Genomic DNA, 18,096 nt, shown 5'->3' on the forward strand with positions numbered 1-18,096 from the left:
GACCCCGCGACCGCATCAGCCGTCGACCGGGCCTGTCCGGAACGGCTCGGTCGCTCGGTGATACGCTGACAGCGCGAGCGCATGGAACGCGACGAGGACGGCGACACCGACGACGATGACTGCGACCTGTAGCGGCGTCGAGAGCAGCCCTAAGGAGACGATGAGCGTCGTCGCACAGGCCGGCGCGTGGACGGTGTCGGTCGCAATCATCCCCCAGCTGGTCACGACGAGCGAGAGCGTCGCGCTCGCGACGAGGCGGAGCCCGGCCGTGGAAAACGCGGTCGGGTCCGCGACGAGTGAGACACCGCCGGCGAGCAGGCTGTACGCGGCCAGCCCCGCGAGGCCGCCGATGAGGTGGCTCGCGACAACGCTGACCAGCCCTGTCCGGTCACCGTCCCGGTGGAAGGCGAGGACGAACGCCGAGGGGCCGAGGCTCGGGAAGATAAACGGTTGCCCGCTTGCCCACGCAAGCGTTCCGAGGACGACGAACAGCACGCCGGCGTACAGGCTCGTGCCGACTCGATGCCGTCGCATTGCTCCCGATAGGAAACTGGACGGACAAGACAGTCACGGTCCGGCAAATCGGCGCTGGAATCCTGAGTGGAGACGGCAGCGGCCAGCCGTTCCAGTCAGAGCGCCGTCGTCGTCGTGTCGTCCTCGCTCGGAGCCGACGGCGGCATCCCGGTACTCTCGCGTAGTTGCTCGAACGCGACTGCGACAACTGCGGTGCCGTACAGCGACGCCAGAGGTTGGATGACAATGGTCGGAAGCTGCGAAGTCGGCCCCGAAAGCGCTAGCGCGCCGACGAATCCGATGACACCACCGACGAGCGCCGCGGCGGTACCGACAATCAACAGCAGTCCGAACAGCGCCAGCCGGTTGCCCTCGGTGAGCCGATAGCTCTCTTTGAGCGCCGCGACGAAGTTCCGGTCGTCGACGATGACGTACGGCATCATGAAGATGAACGCGACGTAAGCGAAGATACCGGGGATGAGGAGCAGGACCGACCCGATGAACACCAGCAGGCTGTAGACGATTCCGCCGACAAACACGTTCACCATCGCCAGCGGTACGTTCCGTGTGAGCGCTCCCGTTGGGAAACTGTCACGCGCTCCGGCAGCGAACGTCCGGAAGGACACGATGGTGAGATACAGTGAGACTACGGAGCCGATGGCGATACCGGCACCCGCGACGGAAAGCGGGATGTCGAGGGTGAGCGGTAGGGCTGCAGCGATTTCGCCGTATCCCATTCTGGCGTAAGTCGTCGCCAAGATTGTGTTGAACAGCGTTTGAAAACCGATCATCAGGGCGAAAAACGCTGCAAGTAGTATCGCACCGGTACGACTGAACAGCCGATACCCCGCCTCTTCGAGGACGGAGCCGATTTGGAGGGCCATCAACGGAGCGCTTCGACAAGCAATGGCAAAAGTGTTGCCTCAGTGTGACACTGCCACTCAGTTCACGCGCCCGGTTCCGACTCACTCTCGACGAACTCGATAAGCTCCTCTGCCGGGACGAACCCGTCGGCGCGGCGGTCGAGAAGCGCCCCGTCGACAAATAGCAGGAGCGTCGGGACGCTCCGGACGTCGAATGCGTCGACGGCATCGAGGTCGCGTTTGGGATTGAACACGACCACCGTGGCATCAGTCGCCTTCGCTGCGATGTCGAGTATCGGCTCCATCGACTTGCAGATTGTACAGCCGCTTGTCCGGACCATCGCCAGTACGCGGTCAGTCGTCGCCAGCACGTCGTCGAGTTCGTCCCGCGTTTCGACCGTCCGAACGCCGTGTTCCGTTGTCGTGTCCATACGGCTAGTACGTGCCACAGCGCGAAGAACCCCGCGACAGGCCACAGCCGCGGTTGCTGTGCGTGGCCGTCAGTCCTCGATCTCCCGCACGACCGATGCTGGGTTCCCCTGAACGACGACCCCGGCCGGAACATCGTCGGTGACGACTGCACCAGAACCGATGACCGCGTCGTCACCGATTGTGACGCCCGGGTTGATGACCGCCTGCCCGCCGACCCAGACGTTATCGCCGATAGACACCGGCTTCCCGTACTCGACGCCGCTACGACGTTCATCCGGGTCGAGCGGATGCGTTGCGGTGTAGATGTGGACGCCCGGCCCGAGCAGGCAATCGTCGCCGATATCCACCCGGCAGACGTCCAGCACGACGCAGTCGAAGTTCGCGTAGAAGCCCTCGCCGACGTGGATATGCTCGCCGTAATCACACCGGAACGGCGGTTCGACGTGACAGTCCGGGCCGACCGAGCCGAACAAATCCTCGATGAGCGCCTGTCTGGTGTCGGTCTCCGACGGGTCGGTCCGGTTGTACTCCCGAGTGAGCGCGTTCGCATGCTCGCGGGCAGCGACGAGTTCCGGGTCGCTCGCGTCGTAGCGTTCGCCCGCGAGCATCTTCTCCTTTTCAGAGGGCATCCCGACTGACCTCCGGAGCGGTACCGCGACGCCGCTGTGCAATCATGTCCGACAGTTGACTGGCCCGACCAAGAGGCGTTTCGGTTGACCGTTGGGAGTCAGTGCGGGGACTCGTCCCCGGAACGGATTTATAATCGACCGTCGCCTACCATGATTCGTGAACCGCACGGCAGCGCTCGACGCAGTCGTCTTCGGTGTCGACATCCAGAGCGGCGACGTACGCGGCGACGCGCCGTCGTACGCGCTGGTGGTCTTCGACGGGGAATCAGTCGAGCGGGACGTGGTCTCGCGGCGGAAGCTCCGCCGGCGCATCGAGGACGAAGAGCCGGCTATCGTCGCGACGGACAACATGTACGAGCTCGCCGAGGACAAGGACGCCCTGATCCACGTCCTGGGCTCGCTCCCGGACGAGACGAAACTGGTGCAGGTGACCGGCGACGAGCGGCCCGAACCGCTGTCGCGGGTCGCCAAGCGCCACGGCGTCCCCTACGGCAAGGACCCAATGGAGGAAGCCGAGGCCGCGGCACGGCTGGCCGCCGCGAACGTCGGCCAGGAGGTGTCCGCCTTCACCGACACGACGGAGGTGAAGGTCTCGCGGGGCCGCTCGACCGGAAAAGGGGGATGGTCAGAAGACCGCTACACGCGACGCATTCACGGCGCGGTCAAGAAACGCGCCCGCGAGGTCGAGTCCGAACTCGACGCTGCCGGCCTGGAATACGAGCGGGACGTGACCGAGAAGTACGGCGGCTTCTCCAACGCCGTGTTTCAGGTGTCGGCTCGACCGCAGGACATTCCGGTGTCGAGAGCACGGTCGGGCGACACGCGCGTCGAAATCGAGCGCCAGCGACGTGACGGCATCGAGTTCAAGCCGCTGGCGAAACGGCGCGACCACGTCATCGTCGGCGTCGACCCCGGGACGACGACGGCCGTTGCCATCGTCTCCCTCGACGGCACTGTGCTGGACGTGTACTCCTCGCGGACCGACGACACCGCTGCGACGACGGAGTGGATTATCGAGCGCGGTCGGCCCGTCGTCGTCGCCGCCGACGTGACGCCGATGCCGGAAACCGTCGAGAAACTCCGGCGCTCATTTAGCGCCGCGGGCTGGGAGCCAGACACCGACCTCCCGGTCGACGAGAAGAAACACCGGACCCGCGAGGAGGCCTACGACAACGACCACGAGCGCGACGCGATGGCCGCCGCGCTCTACGCGTTCGACCACCACGCCGACCAGTTCGAGCGCGTCGCAGGCAAGGTCCCGCCGCAGTACGATGTGGGACCGGTCGTCGACCGCGTCGTCGCCGGCGAGGAGAGTGTCGAGACGGTGCTGCGGGACCTCGAAGACGACGACGGCGAGGACGAGGAGGCTACGGCGCACGAACCGCGGGAACTCACCGACGACGAGAAGGAGATCAAGCGGCTGAACGCCCGCATCGAGCGGCTCGAATCGCACGTCGACGACCTCAAAGAGACGATCAAGCGCAAGGACGAGCAGCTCTCTGAGAAGGACAAACAACTGGAGAAAGCCCGCAGCGAAGGCCGACGCGAGGTCCGGAAGGACCGCGAGGTGACGCGGCTCCAGCGGCGCAACGAAGCCCTCGAACGGAAGGTCGAGGAGGAACAGGAGAAGCGGGAGACGCTGGCCGACAAGCTCGACCGACTGAAGGCGCTGTGGAAGCTCGACCACTCGAACTTCGCCGACGTATCGGAGAAGCAGGAGGGACTGACCCCGGTCAAGGTGGTCGAACAGTTCACGAGAGATGCCATCGCCGACGCCGACGAGCGATTTGGCCTCGTTGAGGACGACATCGTCATGTTTCGGGATGCCTCGGGCGCGGGCCGGTCGACGGCCCAGCAACTGGCGGATATCGACCCGAAAATCGTGCTCCGGAACGGGAACCTCTCTGACATCGCCGATCAGGTGCTGTTCGACAACGATATTCCCGTCGCACCGGCAGAGCTAGTCACCGTGCAGGAAGTCGACGAACTGGCCGTCGCCCGCGAAGGCGAGGTCGAGGCGGCAATCGAGGACTGGGAAGAGCGGGCCGCCGAGCGACGGAAGGAGCAGAACGCGGAGATGGTCGACCAGATCATCAGCGAACACCGGGCTGACCGGCCGACGAGCGAGAACTAAACGCTGTGCTAGGACCCGGCAGGCAGTAACGGGGCAGCCCTGCTACCGGGGTGCTGCTCCGATAGTGCGAATCTGTACTGAGTAGTTATGTTCTTCGGGTGCGTCTCTCTCGCATGGAAGACCAGTGTCGTGTTCTGGCGGCCGCGGTCGAGACGCTCGACGACGTCTTCTACGTCTACGACGCAGACGCCAAACTTGCGTACTGGAACGCTCGGCTGAACGAACTGTTCGACCTGACGGATAGCGAACTGTCAGGCACAGCGCCGACCGAGTTCTTCGTCGCGGACGACCGGGCAGCCGTTGAAGCAGCCATCGAGGAGGTGTTTGAATCAGGTCAAACGAGCGTCGAAGCGCGGGCGGAGACAACAGAAGGGGTAGTGACGTTCGAACTTAGCGGTCGACTTCTTACGGGGGACGACGGCACAGTGCAGGGGTTCAGTGGTGTCGGTCGCGACATCACGGACCGGCGCGAACGGGAGTGGCACCTCCAGCGACAGAACGAGCGGCTCACAGAGTTCGCCGACCTCCTGGCACACGACCTCCGGACGCCGCTTGCCGTCACCAGCGGCCACCTCGAACTCGCTGCCGAGGAGCTGTCACCCGAGCGTATCGACGCCGCTAGAGACGGGTTGGGGCGGTTAGAAGCGATTATTGACGATATGCGGACGGCGACCAGAGAGGGCGCGCTGGCAACCGACGAGCAGGCGGTCGATATCGCCGACGTGGCGACGACGGCGTGGAACCACGTCGAAACCGGCAGTGCAGTGCTGGAACCGCCGCCGCCGATACCGGTCGAGGCTGACCCGAAGCGACTGCTTCGGTTGTTCGAGAATGTCTTCATCAACGCCGTCACACACGGTCCGGAACTCGACGAACACGTATCTGACGAGGAGCGCAAAGCTGGCACTACCGACATCACAGTTCGTCTCGTACTGACGGCCGACGGCTTCGCTGTCGAGGATGACGGCCGGGGAATCGACCCGGACGACCGGGAGTGGGTGTTCGAACCGGGCGCATCACAGGCGGCTGACGGCACTGGGTTCGGCCTCTACATCGTCAGGACAATCGCCGAAGCCCACGGCTGGACAGTGCGTGCCACGGCAGCAGAACACGGCGGTGCACGGTTCGAGTTCGATGTCGGTGCAGACACCGCCTGTTAGTTGCGTCCGCCTCAGGGCATGCCGTCGCCGCCCATACCCCCACCGCCCATGCCGCCGCCACCCATACCGCCCATGCCGCCGAGTCCGAACGCGCCGAGCAGGCTCGTGACGAGTCCGTAGACGACCAGCCCGAGGCCGCCAACGACCAGAGCGATACCGACGGCGACGATGGGAGCCTTCCACGCGACCAGACCGATGCCGGCGAGCAACACGACGATGCCGCCGATACCAACCGCACCGAGTTTATCGAGCATACCCGTGTAGGCCAAGCGGGCGGACAAAAGCCCGTCGGTCAGTACTCGAACTCGGTGTCGACGTTCTGTGCCGCCGCGACCATCTCGGCGATGGTGTCCTGCCGGCGAAGCAGTCGCATCGTGTCACCCTCGACGTCGAACGTGCCGTCCATCGCGGCGGCGGAGATATCCAGATCGCCCTGCAGCATCGTGACCCACTCGCTGTAGGGGCCACGGAACGCGAAGTCGTACTCGGGGTCCGCGACCGTCCCAGCGGCGGTACAGACGCCGTCCTCGATGGCGACGGAGAACTGTATCGGCTCACCAGTGTAGGCGTCGTCGGCACGGATTTCGAAACAGAACGCGGCGGTGAAGCCGTCGGCGCTGTCAGCGAACGCGGCCCGCTCGTTGATCCGGTCGCGCCACGCAGCGGCCCAGTCATCGGCTTCAGTCGGCAGCGTCACAGTCATTGGCAGGCGGTATGCAAGGGGGGCTTTTCTGTGTTGCCTTGTCTGTTCGAGTGCAACACCCGGGAAGTCGTTGCTGTGGCTCCGCGACGAGCGCGACGAAAACAGCGAACCGAGGCCTCAGCGACGGGATTCGCCGCCGAGATACAGCCGGGACACCTCCGGGTCGTCGAGCAGCGAGTCGGCCTCGCCCTCGAACTTGACCGTCCCCTGGTCGAGGACGAACCCGCGGTCTGAGATACCCAGTCCCTCGCGGGCGTTCTGCTCGACCATCAGGATCGAGGTGCCCAGTTCGTTGACCGTCTCCACGTCGTCGAACACCTCTTTGGCAGTGTTCGGTGCCAGCCCGGCGCTTGGCTCGTCGATGAGCAACACGTCGGGCTCCATCACGAGCGCGCGGGCGAAGGCCAGCACCTGCCGCTGACCGCCCGACAGCGTCTTCGCGTTCGCGCTGCGCTTGTCGTCGAGGATGGGGAACCGGTCGTACAGTTCGGCCACGACCTCGTCGAGGCCGCCGTCGCGGGCGACCCCACCCATCCGGAGGTTCTCGTCGATGGTCAGCGACCCGAACACGTTCTCGGTCTGTGGAACGTAGCCGACGCCGATTCGGACGATGTCTTCTGGAGCCATCCCGCCGATTTCGCGGTCGCCCAGACGGACCGAGCCGGTCCAGGGCTCCAGCATGCCGAACACCGTCTTGAGGACGGTGGACTTGCCGGCCCCGTTCGGGCCGACGAGGCAGGCTATCTCCCCCTCGCCGAGGGTCAAGGAGAGGTCGTCGAGCACCTGCACCTCGCCGTAGCCGCTGTCGACGCCGTCGACGGTGAGGATGGGGTCAGTCATTCCGACGGCCCCCCCAGGTAGGCGTCGATGACGCGCTCGTCGCTGCGGACCGCCTCCGGCGGCCCCTCGACGAGGACACTGCCCTGATTGAGGACGACAATCGGGTCCGCGAGCCGCATGATGAAGTTCATGTCGTGTTCGATGATGAGGAAGGTGATGCCCTCCTCGTTGAGTTCCTCGATGAACCCGGCCAGTTTGTCGGCCAGTACGGGGTTGACGCCGGCGACGGGTTCGTCCAGCAGGAGCAGGTCGGGTTCGGCCATCATCCCGCGGGCCAGTTCGACCAGTTTCATCTGTCCACCCGAGAGGTCCGTTGCGGGCTGGGTGGCCAGATCGCCGATCTCGAACCGTTCGAGCATCTGCTGGGCCTGTTCCAGCGAGCGCCGTTCCTCCTGTTCGACGGTGCTCGGCGAGGTGAACAGCGGGATAATCGATTCCCCGGTCTGGTTGTGTGGCCCAACCAGTAGCGCCTCCCGAACGGTCATCCCCTCCGGTTTCCGCGGCGTCTGGAACGTCCGAATCATCCCCTGATCGGCGATTTCGTGGGGCTTCTGGCCGGTCACGTCGACGCCGTTGACCGAGACGGAGCCTGCATCGGGTTCGTAAAAGCCCGAGACGAGATTGAACAGCGTCGATTTACCGGCCCCGTTGGGACCGATGAGACCCGTAATCGTGCCGCGTTCGACCTCGATGGACGCGTCGTCAGTCGCCACAAGACCGCCGAAGCGTTTCTCCAGTCCTTCGGCCCGGAGCACCGGATCGTCCTTCCCGAGAATTGGCCCGTCTGAGACGAGCGACTGCTCACTCATCGCGACCACCGCCCAGCGAGTCGGGCCAGATGAGTTCGCGCTCCGGCGGGAGAATCCCCTCCGGGCGGAGCCTGACGATGAAGATGATGAGCAGGCCGACCAGCATGAGCCGGAGCGGTGCCGCGCCGATTGGGAGCGCGCCCGTGTCGGTCATGAAGCGGGTCCCCTGCTGGATGGCGACGATGGTGAACCCACCGAGCATCGCGCCGCGGTCGCTGCCCGTGCCGCCGAGGATGACGGCGACCCAGACGTAGAACGTCGTGATTGGCTGAAGGTCCTGTGGGCTGACGAACAACACGAGGTGGGAGTAGAACACGCCGGCGAGCGCCATGATGAGGCTCCCGATGACGAACGCCTGCATCTTGAACGCGAAGGTGTTCTTGCCCAGCGTCTCCGCGAGGTCCTCGTCGGTCCGAATCGTCCGCAGGACGCGGCCCCACGGCGACCGGTGGATGCGGCGGAGGAACAGGTAAACCGCCGCCACAATAACAGTGACGAGGACGACGTTCAGGAAGCTGGTGACGACCGACTGCGTCGTGTAAAACAGCGGAGCTCCGCCCACGTAGAAGACGTACGGGTACGTCAGGTCCCCGAGCACAGGCCAGTCGGAGAAAAACAGCGGGATGCCGGTCAGGCCGGCGCTCCCCGCTGTCCACTGCGATTCGTTGAGGATGAAGATGCGGACGACTTCTGCAAGGCCCAGCGACGCGATTGCGAGGTAATCGTCGCGGAGCTTCAGCGTCGGGTAGCCGATGATGACCGCAAGCACTGCGGCGAGTCCGAGACCACCAAACAGCGCGATGACGGGGCTGACCCCCCCGGAGATAGGCGAGCCGGACGCCGTCAGCAATGCGGTCCCGTACGCGCCGAGGCCGAAGAAGGCCGCGACACTGAAGTTGATCATGCCGCCGTACCCCCACTGGACGTTCAGCCCCATCGAGAGGAGCATATACATCGCCGACAGCCCAACGAGATACAGCAGGTACGCCGGGGCGAGGAAGCCAGTCACAACCGCCAGGAGCAGGAGTGCACCGAGCGCGCCGAGCAGTCCCACGACGCCTTTCTCGCGGGCCGAATAGGCACCGACATCAAGCGTGCTCATGTCATATCACCCGCGATGCCGCGAGGCCTGACAAGCAGAACCGCGACCATGATGACGAACGCGACAGCCGGCGCGTAGGCGTTGCTAATCGGAAGGCCGACATCGCTGAGCAGCGGCGTCAGTTCGTGGAGCATCCCGATGAGAAGGCCACCGAGCATCGCGCCGTACACCGAGCCGATACCACCGAGGATGACCGCGGCGAACACGACCAGCAGGATGTTGAAGCCGATTCGGGGGTCAAGCTGACTGTACAACGCGAGGAAAACGCCGCCGGCGGCAGCCAGAGCGCTGCCGACGACCCACATGACGAGAATGACGCGGTCAGTTCGGATACCGCTCACGCGTGCGAGGTCGGGGTTGTCAGCTGTCGCGCGCATCTTCCGGCCCAGCGTCGTCCGCTGAAGCAGGAGGTGCAGGGCGACGACGAGCACCGCCGCGCTGACGATGATCGCCACGTCTCGCTGTGTCACGGCGACATCAAGTGTGTCCAGCAGCAGCGGAATCGGTCCGCTACGGCTGATGTCGTACTGTAGAAAGTCAGTCCCGAACGTCCCCTGTAGCACCGCACGGTAGACGAACGCCACGCCGATGCTCGTGATAAGCAACCCGATTGAGTCCGTATCGAGGGGCTTGTACACGAGCACGTGGGTGAGGACGGCGACAACGGCAGCAAGCGCCATCCCTACTGCAAGGGCCAGGAAGAAGCCGATTGGGAGGCCGAGAACGGTGCCGCCGAGACCGCCGAACACGCCGAAGGCGACGAACGCCCCGTACGCGCCCAGGGTCATCGTATCGCCGTGTGCGAAGTTCGCGAAATCGGCGATGCTGTAGACCAGCGAGAGCCCGATACTCCCGAGGATGATGATACTACTGAAAACGAGCCCGTTTGCCAGGTATTGTAATATCTGCGCCATTGGTGAAAATGGGAAAGAGTCGTGGCCGCCTTAGCCCTCGATGAAGCCAGCGGATTCGTACGCGTGGTCAACGACTTCGAACACCTGTAGCAACCCGACGGGGTCGCCGTTCTCGTCGAGGTCGATGGGGCCGCTCACGCCGGTGTAGTCCACGTCCGACGGCGAGCCACCGTTGGCCAGAATTTCGTGTGCCTCCTCGTACGTGGTCGCTTCCTCACCCTCGGGACGGGTCACGTCCCGGACGACCTCCATGAGTGCCGAGCCCGTGAACTCGTCTGCAGCTTCGATAGCGAGTGCGCTGACGATTACCGCGTCGTACGCGTACGCCGACCACGACGTGGGTTCCTCGCCGAAGCGCTCCTCGAACTCCGAGACGAACGCCTGGTAGTTCTCGGCGTCCTGTGGGACGCTTGGAACCACGGCTTTCATTCCGTCGAGGCTCCCCTCGGGAGCGGATTCGAGGACCTTCGGCCCTTTGACGCTGTCACCGCCGTACCAGGCGGCCTGATCGGTGACTCCCAGGTCGAACGCCTCCTGAGACATTGTCGCGAACTCCGGCTGGTAGGTGATGAACACCCACGCGTCAGCGTCGGTGTCGGACATCGAGGAGATGGTGCTGCTGTAGGAGGACTGGCCCTGGTCGTGGGGTTCGTTGTAGACGATTTCTCCGTCGTAGGCCTCGATGAATGCCTCGCCCACGGACTGGCCGTAATCGTTGTTAATCCAGGCCAGGGCGGCGGACTCGTTGCCGTCCTCGCTGAGGAGCGACGAAATTGCCTCCGCCTGGGCCTTGCCTGCCGGCGGCATCCGAAGCAGGTCTGGGAAGTTCGTCAGGTTCGGGCTGGTGCTGTTCTGGCTGATCTGGACGACGTCAGTGTTCTGGACGACGCTTTCGTGAATAGCCGTGCTGACACCGCTGCCGACGGTACCGATGAGCAGCGGGACACCCTCCTGATTGACCAGGGTCTGTGCTGCGCTGACGCCACCCTGACTCGTGCTCTGGTCGTCCTGCTGTGAGATTTCCAGTGTGCCGCCACCGACGCCGACCGAGTTGACGTCGTCAAGCGCGATTTCCTTGCCGCGCTGATTCCGCTGTCCGAACGCCGATAGTGAGCCGGAGAGGCTGTCAACCATCCCGATGGTGTAAGTTTCGGACCCGGAGTCCGTCGAAGTGTCCGTCGATTCACCGTCACCGCCGTCGCCACCGTCGCCGTCACCTCCATCACCGTCCTCGGGAGCACCACCGGAACAGCCGGCGAGGCCGACGAGTCCAGCACTGGCAGCGGCTTTGATTACGGTTCGCCTGTCAATCGAACGCTTGTCATGGTCGTTCATGGTATACTGATATCCTTTTTCGTAACTCCCTGTATAACCGTGTCCCCGTCCATGGTAGGTACCCTGTTCTGGACGGCGTACGGAAAGCCGTCAATTAATACTTCTGGAACGCGTTCAGTGTATAGAGTATCGCTACGGCTATGCAACGAACGGAGTTTATTACAGTAGACACACACACGGGCGGAGAGCCGACGCGCATCGTGCTCGACGGGATCGAGGCCGACACACTCACCGGAGAGACCGTCCGGGAGAAGCGCGACCAGTTTGCAGCTACGGCTGACGATGTCCGGAAACTCCTCATGCAGGAGCCCCGTGGGCACGCAGATATGTTCGGAGCGGTCCCGGTGCCGACAGACCGGGCCGACCTCGGGGTTTTCTTCATGGATACTGACGGCTATCTGGATATGTGTGGCCACGGCCTCATCGGGGTCGTGACCGCACTCATCGAACAGGGCGAACTCCACGAGACACCAGAACTGACCGTCGAAACCCCCGCCGGACTGGTTGACGTGACGGCCGAGATAGCTGACGGCGTCGTTCGCCGTGTTGCGTTCGAAAACGTCGACAGTTACGTCTGTGGGACGATTACCGTCGAACAGGACGGCGTCCCGGTCGAGGCTCGTATCGTCTATTCGGGGAACTATTTCGCCGTTGTTGACGCCGACAGTCTGGGCGTCACGCTCGACCGTGAAGACGCCACGCAGTGTATCGACCCCGCACTGGAACTCCGCCGAGCAGTCAACGACGCCGCACCGGAGGACCCAGTCACCGGCGCACGGGTGACCGTCTCGGCAGTCGAACTCACCGGTGGTGGCGACAGCGACCGGAGCTGTGTGGTGTTCGCCGACGGTTCCGTCGACCGCTCCCCCTGTGGAACAGGCACGTGTGCGCGATTGACCCTTCACCACGCCGACGGCGATCTCGCTATCGGCGAGCGTGTCGAAGTGACCGGGCCGGTCGGATCAACATTCGAGGGGTACATCAGCGAAACCAGCGTCGCCAACGGCGTCACCGTGACCAGCCCGGTCGTCTCGGGCACAGCGCATATCACAGGCGAGCACACGTTTTACCGGACCGACGACGATACGCTCGGCAGTTTCACTCTCGCTTGATTTCAGTCAGTAACTGCTGATTTTTTTGGTAGGGGGTGCGTTTAGGCTGATATAGTGGCGTAGTTTCGATAATGATTCCGCCGATAGCGAACAACTTCGTCGCCGGGGAGACAGCGTCGGGGGCACTCGACCACGTCGCTTCACTCAACGACGACGATGTCAAGGGCATCCTAAATCTGTTAGGCGAACACTACGACGAGCGCCAGCCGGCTGACGAGGACGCAGACCAGTACATCGAGCTGATAGAAGAAATCGACAGGAGCGGCCTCGACTGCGCTATCTCGGTCAAGCCCTCACAGATCGGCCTCGACGTTGGCGACGAGGTGTTCGTCGAGAACCTCGAACGCATCGTCGCGGCGGGTGACGACCGCGATGTCTTCGTCTGGGTTGATATGGAGGACTACACCACGACCGACGTGACCCTCGACGCGTACGAACGGCTCGTCACGGAACACGAAGGCGGCATTGGCGTCTGTACACAGGCAAACCTCAAGCGAACGCCCGAAGACCTCGAACGGCTCGCGCCCCTTCCCGGGAAAGTCCGGCTTGTCAAGGGGGCCTACTCCGAGCCCAAGGAGGTCTCGTACAAGAAGAAAGAGCGCGTCAACGAAGCCTATCGGGACTGTCTCGAACTGATGTTCGAGGAGTTCGATGGCGGCATCGGCGTCGGCAGCCACGACCCGGCAATGATAGACTACGCCAAGGACCTCCACGACGAGTACGGCACTGACTACGAAGTGCAGATGCTGATGGGCGTCCGCGACGACGCCCAGCGTGACCTCGCCGCCGAGGGCGTCCCGATGTGGCAGTACATCCCCTACGGCGACAAGTGGTTCTCCTACTTCTACCGGCGTGTCCGCGAGCGCAAAGAGAACGCGTTGTTTGCCGTCCGGGCCGTTCTGAGTTAAACTACTGGTCCGGGTCGAGTAGTTTCGCTTCTGCTTTGCGAAGGTGTTCGAGCAGCGTCGTCTTCGAAACGCCGAGCTTCGACGCGAGTTCGCGCGTCGAGATACCCCGTGGCCACGCGTAGTAATCCTCCTGCCGGGCGAGTTCGAACGCTTCGCGCTGGCTGTCCGAGAGTCGGTCCATCCGCCGGAGCTGCTGCGGATTGCCGCCGCCGGCGGACGTGATTCGCGTGACTTCGATATCGGCTGACTGCTCCTCGCGGATATCGTCGAGGAGTGACTCGGCTTCGTCGCGAGAGTCCGCGAAAAACACCGGCCAATGTTCGCGACCGTGCCGGACCCGAACCGGGTCATTGTGAATGAACCCGCGCGAGAGCAGGCTGTCGCTGATGGTGTTGTCCGGATCGTACTCAACGAACAGTTCGCGGGTCGTGTTCCCCGGTGACGAGCCCGTGCCAGTCGCCCCGTGGCGCTCGCGCAGTTCCAGCACGGAGTCAGTCAGCGACGAGTCACGAGTCGCGTCGATGAGGTCCTCAACCTCGCTAATACTGTCGGCGTACGCCGTGAACAGGCCCTTTACGCTACCGTTCTGTGTGTTGTACACGCCGTGTGCCAGCAAACCAGCCGCCGTCTTGTCGGTCACTTCGAGCGTCCAGCAGTCAGGATGCCAGATGCTCAGGGTAAGCTGGAGTCCCCCGTGTTCTGCTTGTGCTTCACTCATACTGTGCGCCCTCCGTATGAAGGGGTGCTAAAGGGAGTCACGATATGGACGCAAATAAAGGTGCGGTTCATAAGGGGAACACCGACCATGGGAAATAATGCCGGGTTGTAGATGATGTATCAGGGTGGTACCGGCCCCCTGACCATGGACGGTGGAACATATTGGTGGGGGACGCGTACAGTACCTACCATGAGTACAGACGACTCACGACGACACTACATCGACGGTGAATGGACAACAGGCACCGGCGACGAAACGTTCACAAGCCAGAACCCGGCCACCGGCGAGGCGCTCGCCTCGTTCCACCGCGGAACCGAAGCCGATGTCGACCGCGCACTGGCCGCGGCAGAGGACGCCTACGACGAGTGGCGCTCGCTTTCGCACATCGACCGCGCGGAATACCTCTGGGACATCTACCACGAGCTGCGTGACCGCCACGAGGAACTCGGCGAAATCGTCACCATGGAGTGTGGCAAGGAGATCAGCGAAGGGCTGGCCGATGTCACCGAGTCCTGGCACATGGTCGAGTGGGCGGCCGGCAACGCCCGACACCCCCACGGCGACGTGGTACCGTCCGAAATCGCCAGCAAGGACGCCTACATGCGCCGCAAGCCGAAGGGCGTCGTCGGCTGTATCACGCCGTGGAACTTCCCGGTCGCCATCCCGTTCTGGCACCTCGCCGTGACGCTGGTCGAGGGTAACACCGTCGTCTGGAAGCCGGCAGAGCAGACGCCGTGGTGTGCTCACATCATCGCCGAGATGTTCGAGGACTCGGGTATCCCGGACGGCGTGTTCAATCTCGTGCAGGGCTACGGTGACGCCGGCAACGCCATCGTCGAAGACGACCGCGTCGAGACGGTCCTGTTTACCGGCAGCGCCGAGGTCGGCCACAAGATAGCCTCGAAGGTCGGCGGCGAGCCCGGCAAGATCGCGGCCTGCGAGATGGGCGGGAAGAATGCCGTCGTCATCACGGAGGAAGCGGACCTCGATATCGCCGTTCACTCGGCCGTGATGTCCAGCTTCAAGACGACCGGCCAGCGGTGTGTCTCCTCGGAGCGACTTATTGTCCACGAAGACGTGTACGACGAGTTCAAAGAGCGGTTCGTCGACGTCGCCGAAGACATCGCCGTCGGCGACCCACTGGAGGAAGACACGTTCATGGGGCCGCTCATCGAGGACGATCAGGTCGAGAAGTTCAAGAAGTACAACGACCTCGCCCGCGAGGAGGGCGCGAACGTGCTCGTCGACCGCGCCGACCTCGGTGCCGAAGAGATTCCCGAGGGCCACGAGGAGGGCCACTGGGTCGGCCCGTTCGTCTACGAGATCGACTACGACGAGGACCTGCGCTGTATCAACGAGGAAGTGTTCGGGCCCCACGTCGCGCTACTCGAGTACTCGGGTGACTTCGATGAGGCGCTGGAAATGCACAACAGCGTCGACTACGGGCTGGCCGGGGCCATCATCTCCGAGGACTACCGCCAGATTAACCAGTTCCGCGACGAGGCTGAAATCGGCCTCGCCTACGGCAACCTCCCGTGCATCGGTGCGGAGGTCCACCTGCCCTTCGGCGGCGTCAAGAAGTCCGGCAACGGCCTCCCGAGTGGCCGCGAGGTCATCGAGGCTGTCACCGAGCGTACCGCCTGGACACTGAACAACTCCAAGGATATCGAGATGGCACAGGGTCTGTCAGCCGATATCATCACCGATGAGTAAGTCCGTGCAGTCGGCGGAGATCGGCTCCGTCTGTCCGCGCTGCCGCGGCGAGACGACAACGGCGAAAGGCATCGAGACCTGCACCGACTGCTCGTGGGTCGGTTGCCTCGGCGCTGACTGACGCGACGACCGCGCGTTTCTGTACGGCCCCAGCGTCTGTCCCACACCGAAACGGGGGCCACGGACCGGGTTCACGGTCCAACTTTTCCAAACCTTAAACCTCTCCCCGTCGAAGTACCGTCTATGAGCGACAACGACAGCAGAAAGAACCTTCGGATGCCGGAAGAGGACGAGGTGTTCGCCGTCGTCATGGACATGCTTGGCGCGAACCGCGTCAAGGTACGCTGTATGGACGGCGTCGAGCGCACAGCCCGGATTCCGGGCAAGATGCAAAAACGCATCTGGATACGCGAAGACGACGTGGTCCTCGTCGAACCATGGGACTGGCAGGACGAGAAAGCCGACATCACATGGCGCTACGAAAAACAGGATGCCGACCAGCTGCGCGAGGAGGGACACATCCAGGAGTAGCCTGACATGTATCTGGCCGCGGTGCAGACGGAGGCGCAAGCGTGACCGAGGGGCAGTTCGGCCTGCTCGATACGGACGATGTCGACTCACCGGGTGACGAGTGGGAAGAAGTCGACGTCTCCGACACGGAAGCCGACCGTATCGCCCGCAAGCGGGACCGCGAGTTCAGCGAGTTCCGCAAGCGAATCAAGGACGCCGACCAGTTCAAAGTCGAGGCCAGCGTCTTCGATGACGCGACCTACGGGGCACTGTACAAGCTCGTCCAGGACGGCCATATCGACGCCTTCGGCGGTCCCATCTCGACTGGGAAAGAGGCCAACGTCTACACGGCGCTGTCGGGCGAGACAGAGGTCGCCGTCAAAGTGTACCGCATCAACGCCTCTGATTTCAAGGATATGCGGAGCTATCTCGACGGAGACCCTCGCTTCGAGGGTATCGGCTCTGATAAAAAGAAGGTCGTTACCGCGTGGGTTCGCAAGGAGTCGTCGAACCTCACGCGCGCCCGCCGGGCCGGCGTCCGGACGCCGGAACCCATCGCCGTCGAGCGGAACGTCCTCGTCATGGAGTATCTCGGGACGGAAGAGGGCCGCAGCAAACGTCTCAGCGAAGTTCACATCGAGAACCCCGAGACGGCGTACGAGGTCGTCAAGGAGTACGTCCGTCGGCTGTACGACGCCGGCCTCGTCCACGGAGACCTTTCAGAGTACAACATCGTCTTTCACGAGGGGCAACTGTATATCATCGACCTCGGGCAGGCGGTTACGATCCACCATCCCAACGCCGACGACTTTCTGGAACGGGACTGCCGTAACGTCGCGAACTTCTTCGCCAGACAGGGCGTCGACGCCGCGCCAGCGGACCTGCTCGCGTACGTCCGAGAGTACGCGACGCCGAAAGACGAAGCCGACACCGCGCCGGGCAGCGACGACGACGCTGTCCCACAGGGAACACCGGCCGACCGCCGCGACGACGAGTGAACGGCGGCACGGCGTGACCGACGCCGAAGTTTTAAACAGGCAGACCCTCGTAAAAGCAGGTATACTTATGCAACACGTGAAGATTCCGCAGGACCGTATCGGTGTGCTGATCGGCGAGGGAGGTGAGACCATGCGCGAAATCGAGGAGCGCGCAGAGGTCCGGCTGGATATCGATTCCGAGGACGGCACGGTGAAAGTCGAGTCAGTCGGCGACCCCGTGACGGCGCTGAAAGGCCCCGACATCGTGAAGGCCATCGGCCGCGGGTTCGCGCCCGACGACGCGCTGGCGCTGCTTGAGGACGACATGATGATGTTCGAACTCATCGATATCGAGGCCGCCTCCCGAAACAAGAACGACTTCCGCCGCCAGAAGGGCCGCCTCATCGGCGAAGGCGGCCGGACGCGGGAACTCATGCAGGAACTCTCCGGCGCGGCCGTGGTCATCTACGGCTCGACGCTGGGCATCATCGGCGGCCCCGAACAGGTCGACGCCGTGCGAGAAGCCGCCGAAATGATTCTCGACGGCGCGCCCCACGGCTCCGTCTACTCGTTCCTCGAACGCAAACACAACGAGATGAAGCACAAGGGCCTCGAATACCACCAGTTCACCGGGTAACGCCGGGAGTTCGGCTGCGTGGCTGTCGGCTGCGAGCCGCGGCGACAGCATCGGTTCGGGCGGTCGCCGTCAGGCAGTATCAGGTGC

The 18,096-nt window shown here is 63.6% G+C and carries 21 protein-coding genes; 9 read left to right on the top strand and 12 right to left on the bottom strand.

What is annotated here, in order from left to right:
* Positions 1–15 precede the first annotated feature (15 nt).
* The 4 genes from DVK00_RS05360 to DVK00_RS05375 form a co-directional block, all read right to left on the bottom strand.
* The gene (locus tag DVK00_RS05360) at positions 16–534 is read right to left on the bottom strand and encodes an HPP family protein (protein ID WP_101351193.1); all 519 of its coding nucleotides are present in this window, start codon (positions 532–534) and stop codon (positions 16–18) included.
* 95 nt (positions 535–629) lie between these two features.
* The gene (locus DVK00_RS05365) at positions 630–1,397 is read right to left on the bottom strand and encodes a glycerophosphoryl diester phosphodiesterase membrane domain-containing protein (RefSeq protein WP_121511826.1); all 768 of its coding nucleotides are present in this window, start codon (positions 1,395–1,397) and stop codon (positions 630–632) included.
* Between the two features lie 62 nt (positions 1,398–1,459).
* Positions 1,460–1,807 (bottom strand): thioredoxin family protein, encoded by a 348-nt coding sequence (locus DVK00_RS05370; RefSeq protein WP_101351195.1) that lies wholly within the window; start codon positions 1,805–1,807, stop codon positions 1,460–1,462.
* Positions 1,808–1,876: 69 nt separating this feature from the next.
* Positions 1,877–2,437 (bottom strand): sugar O-acetyltransferase, encoded by a 561-nt coding sequence (locus DVK00_RS05375; protein ID WP_121577381.1) that lies wholly within the window; start codon positions 2,435–2,437, stop codon positions 1,877–1,879.
* Positions 2,438–2,594: 157 nt separating this feature from the next.
* Here DVK00_RS05375 and DVK00_RS05380 point away from each other — a divergent pair, with 157 nt between their 5' ends.
* Both DVK00_RS05380 and DVK00_RS05385 read left to right on the top strand, forming a co-directional pair.
* Positions 2,595–4,571 carry a DUF460 domain-containing protein gene (locus tag DVK00_RS05380; protein WP_121511829.1) on the top strand — a complete coding sequence of 659 codons (1,977 nt, stop codon included), beginning with the start codon at positions 2,595–2,597 and terminating at the stop codon, positions 4,569–4,571.
* A gap of 113 nt (positions 4,572–4,684) precedes the next feature.
* Positions 4,685–5,731 (top strand): HAMP domain-containing sensor histidine kinase, encoded by a 1,047-nt coding sequence (locus DVK00_RS05385; protein WP_121577382.1) that lies wholly within the window; start codon positions 4,685–4,687, stop codon positions 5,729–5,731.
* A gap of 11 nt (positions 5,732–5,742) precedes the next feature.
* Here the strand turns inward: DVK00_RS05385 and DVK00_RS05390 are convergent, their stop codons facing one another.
* The 7 genes from DVK00_RS05390 to DVK00_RS05420 all read right to left on the bottom strand — a co-directional run bounded on the left by DVK00_RS05390 (position 5,743) and on the right by DVK00_RS05420 (position 11,434).
* Entirely contained in the window at positions 5,743–5,985 is a 243-nt protein-coding gene (locus DVK00_RS05390; protein WP_101351199.1) for a hypothetical protein, read from the bottom strand.
* Positions 5,986–6,023: 38 nt separating this feature from the next.
* On the bottom strand, positions 6,024–6,434 hold the full coding sequence (locus DVK00_RS05395; protein WP_101351200.1) for an SCP2 sterol-binding domain-containing protein: 411 nt from the start codon (positions 6,432–6,434) through the stop codon (positions 6,024–6,026).
* A gap of 117 nt (positions 6,435–6,551) precedes the next feature.
* A complete protein-coding gene (locus tag DVK00_RS05400) occupies positions 6,552–7,274 on the bottom strand; it encodes an ABC transporter ATP-binding protein (RefSeq protein WP_101351201.1) in 723 nt (240 codons plus the stop codon).
* Complete coding sequence (locus DVK00_RS05405; protein ID WP_121577383.1) at positions 7,271–8,083, bottom strand: ABC transporter ATP-binding protein; 813 nt, start codon at positions 8,081–8,083, stop codon at positions 7,271–7,273. The genes DVK00_RS05400 and DVK00_RS05405 overlap by 4 nt, the downstream gene beginning before the upstream one ends.
* A complete protein-coding gene (locus DVK00_RS05410) occupies positions 8,076–9,185 on the bottom strand; it encodes a branched-chain amino acid ABC transporter permease (RefSeq protein WP_101351203.1) in 1,110 nt (369 codons plus the stop codon). Before DVK00_RS05410 ends, DVK00_RS05405 begins: the two co-directional genes overlap by 8 nt.
* On the bottom strand, positions 9,182–10,099 hold the full coding sequence (locus DVK00_RS05415; protein WP_121511832.1) for a branched-chain amino acid ABC transporter permease: 918 nt from the start codon (positions 10,097–10,099) through the stop codon (positions 9,182–9,184). The genes DVK00_RS05410 and DVK00_RS05415 overlap by 4 nt, the downstream gene beginning before the upstream one ends.
* A 30-nt stretch (positions 10,100–10,129) precedes the next feature.
* Entirely contained in the window at positions 10,130–11,434 is a 1,305-nt protein-coding gene (locus tag DVK00_RS05420) for an ABC transporter substrate-binding protein (protein WP_121577384.1), read from the bottom strand.
* Positions 11,435–11,574: 140 nt separating this feature from the next.
* Between DVK00_RS05420 and DVK00_RS05425 the strand changes: the two genes are divergently transcribed.
* Positions 11,575–12,546: a proline racemase family protein gene (locus DVK00_RS05425; RefSeq protein ID WP_101351206.1), complete on the top strand. Its 972-nt coding sequence runs from the start codon at positions 11,575–11,577 to the stop codon at positions 12,544–12,546.
* Positions 12,547–12,617: 71 nt separating this feature from the next.
* The gene (locus DVK00_RS05430) at positions 12,618–13,454 is read left to right on the top strand and encodes a proline dehydrogenase family protein (protein WP_121577385.1); all 837 of its coding nucleotides are present in this window, start codon (positions 12,618–12,620) and stop codon (positions 13,452–13,454) included.
* 1 nt (position 13,455) lies between these two features.
* Here DVK00_RS05430 and DVK00_RS05435 read toward each other — a convergent pair whose 3' ends face one another.
* Positions 13,456–14,172, bottom strand: coding sequence for a helix-turn-helix domain-containing protein (locus DVK00_RS05435; RefSeq protein WP_121577386.1), 717 nt, complete (start codon positions 14,170–14,172; stop codon positions 13,456–13,458).
* Positions 14,173–14,361: 189 nt separating this feature from the next.
* Between DVK00_RS05435 and DVK00_RS05440 the strand changes: the two genes are divergently transcribed.
* The 5 genes from DVK00_RS05440 (at position 14,362) to DVK00_RS05455 (ending at position 18,009) form a co-directional block, all read left to right on the top strand.
* Positions 14,362–15,885: an aldehyde dehydrogenase family protein gene (locus DVK00_RS05440; protein ID WP_121577387.1), complete on the top strand. Its 1,524-nt coding sequence runs from the start codon at positions 14,362–14,364 to the stop codon at positions 15,883–15,885.
* Positions 15,878–16,006, top strand: a complete 129-nt coding sequence (locus DVK00_RS22210; RefSeq protein WP_255410202.1) for a hypothetical protein — start codon at positions 15,878–15,880, stop codon at positions 16,004–16,006. The genes DVK00_RS05440 and DVK00_RS22210 overlap by 8 nt, the downstream gene beginning before the upstream one ends.
* 122 nt (positions 16,007–16,128) lie before the next feature.
* Entirely contained in the window at positions 16,129–16,416 is a 288-nt protein-coding gene (gene eif1A, locus DVK00_RS05445) for a translation initiation factor eIF-1A (protein WP_004516096.1), read from the top strand.
* A 41-nt stretch (positions 16,417–16,457) separates the two neighbouring features.
* Complete coding sequence (gene rio1 / locus DVK00_RS05450; protein WP_101351211.1) at positions 16,458–17,393, top strand: serine/threonine-protein kinase Rio1; 936 nt, start codon at positions 16,458–16,460, stop codon at positions 17,391–17,393.
* A 67-nt stretch (positions 17,394–17,460) separates the two neighbouring features.
* A complete protein-coding gene (locus tag DVK00_RS05455; protein ID WP_004590591.1) occupies positions 17,461–18,009 on the top strand; it encodes a KH domain-containing protein in 549 nt (182 codons plus the stop codon).
* The last annotated feature ends 87 nt before the right edge of the window (positions 18,010–18,096 follow it).

The sequence above is a fragment of the Haloarcula sp. Atlit-47R genome (genome assembly GCF_003665985.1).
Classification (GTDB): domain Archaea; phylum Halobacteriota; class Halobacteria; order Halobacteriales; family Haloarculaceae; genus Haloarcula; species Haloarcula taiwanensis.